Source organism: Nocardioides sp. NPDC059952 (genome assembly GCF_042730435.1).
Taxonomy (GTDB): domain Bacteria; phylum Actinomycetota; class Actinomycetes; order Propionibacteriales; family Nocardioidaceae; genus Nocardioides.
Map to the genome: position 1 here is coordinate 1 of NZ_JBHWLY010000154.1, position 1,538 is coordinate 1,538.

Annotated in this window: 2 protein-coding genes; both read right to left on the minus strand. The window is 69.6% G+C overall.

What is annotated here, in order from left to right:
- A partial coding sequence (locus ACFV9G_RS29840; RefSeq protein ID WP_378733103.1) for a hypothetical protein occupies positions 1-645 on the minus strand: 645 nt, incomplete at its 3' end.
- Positions 646-791: 146 nt separating this feature from the next.
- On the minus strand, positions 792-1,538 hold a 747-nt coding region (locus ACFV9G_RS29845), incomplete at its 5' end, for a hypothetical protein (RefSeq protein ID WP_378733105.1).

Sequence of the window (1,538 nt, forward strand, 5' to 3'; positions counted from 1 at the left end):
GCGGCGAGACGCGACCCAGGCGGCCGTCTGGACGCCCGTGAGACCGCCGAAGGCAATGAGGCCGGCCGGGTCCATGCCCCACAGGCCTGGCATAGCGCCAAGCGTCCACACGAAGCCGCCGGCGGCCCAGGCCGCGGTGATCTTCCGCTCTCGCGCGGAGAGGAACTTCCTGCCCCGGAACTCGTCGGGCATGAGCACTGAGCCGCCGCCAACGGCCATCAGCGCGGTCAGTGCCAGCAGCGGCTGCGACGTCGCGGTCGACATCGCCAGCGCGGAGCCAGCCGCCGGCGTCAGGTTCCAGCGGTTGCGCCAGCTCCAGCTGGAGACCGCCTTGGAGGCGACGGCACCCTTCTGAGCGGCCGCGATCAGGCTGTCTCCAGGGCGCTTCTCAACGACGGCCGGCACACCCGAGCCAGGCTGTACGAGCGCGAGGTGACGGCCCGGCTGGCCAGCCTGGATCGCCGGTGCGCCGAACTGCGGGAGCTGCGGCACGCTGCAGTCCTGGTGGCCAGCCTGCACCGGGGACAGACCGTGCCCGGGCGCCCAGTGCTGGTGCGGAATCGCCGGCAGGTGACCCTGCGCAGCATGCTGACGAGCGGCCTTGGCCTTCTTCTCGGCCTCGCGCTCCCACACCTTCTTGACCATGGCTGTTCTTCCCCTCAGATGACTCGTCGTTGCTGCTGTGTCTTCTGGTGTCCCGGTCCGGTTCCGAACCGTGCTCGCCCTGTCGGCGAGAACCGGGACCGTGCGCCCGCAGCGCACGTTGTGTCTGCTCGAGGCAGACCTATGGGCTAGGCCTCGACGAAGCGGGACACGTCGCCGCTGGCGTCGCTAGCCGCGGCCATGTCGGCCAGCGCGCTGGCCTCGTCGACGGCCTGCTTGATCGCCTCCACGCCGGCCTCCAGGAGCTCGGTCGTGCCCAGCGCCTGGCCGCCCTCGGCGACCGTCGCAACAGCGGCGTTCAGGGGCCCGGTGCCCCAGTCAGCGCCGGCCCAACGATCGGCCAGGTTGTCGGCCCAAGCCTTGGCAGCCGCGATCGACTCGCCCAGCATCGCGATCAGCTGACCCGCAGCCTCGGCCTCGGCTCGCACCGCACCGATGTTGTCGAGCTCGCCGATAGACATCTCACTCATCAGGTTCATCCGTTCTCCGGCGAACGCCGGCATAGTGGTGTTGGTGGTGTTGCTAGGTGCTCCTGCCCCCTCAGCAGGAGCACCCCCGGCGGCGACCATGGCCGCCAAGTCCTTCGAGGGACGCGGGTAGGTCGTGGGGTCGTAGGTCTCGCCGCAAACCGGGCAGGTCCAGGTGCCACCGGTTCCAAAGTCGACCCGCGAGGAGAAGACGTACTTCGTGCCCTCGCGAGCAAACTCCGGGTCCAGCCCCTCGACGTCGCCGGCCAACTTCTTGTCAGCGCACCGGTTGCAGGCCGTCACCAGACGGGGACGCTCCCGGTCGTAGCCATAGAAGTCGATGTCGTGCACAACCCCGAGGTCGTAGCGGTCGCTGTCGCGCGGACTCATGTGGCGGACACCGTCGTG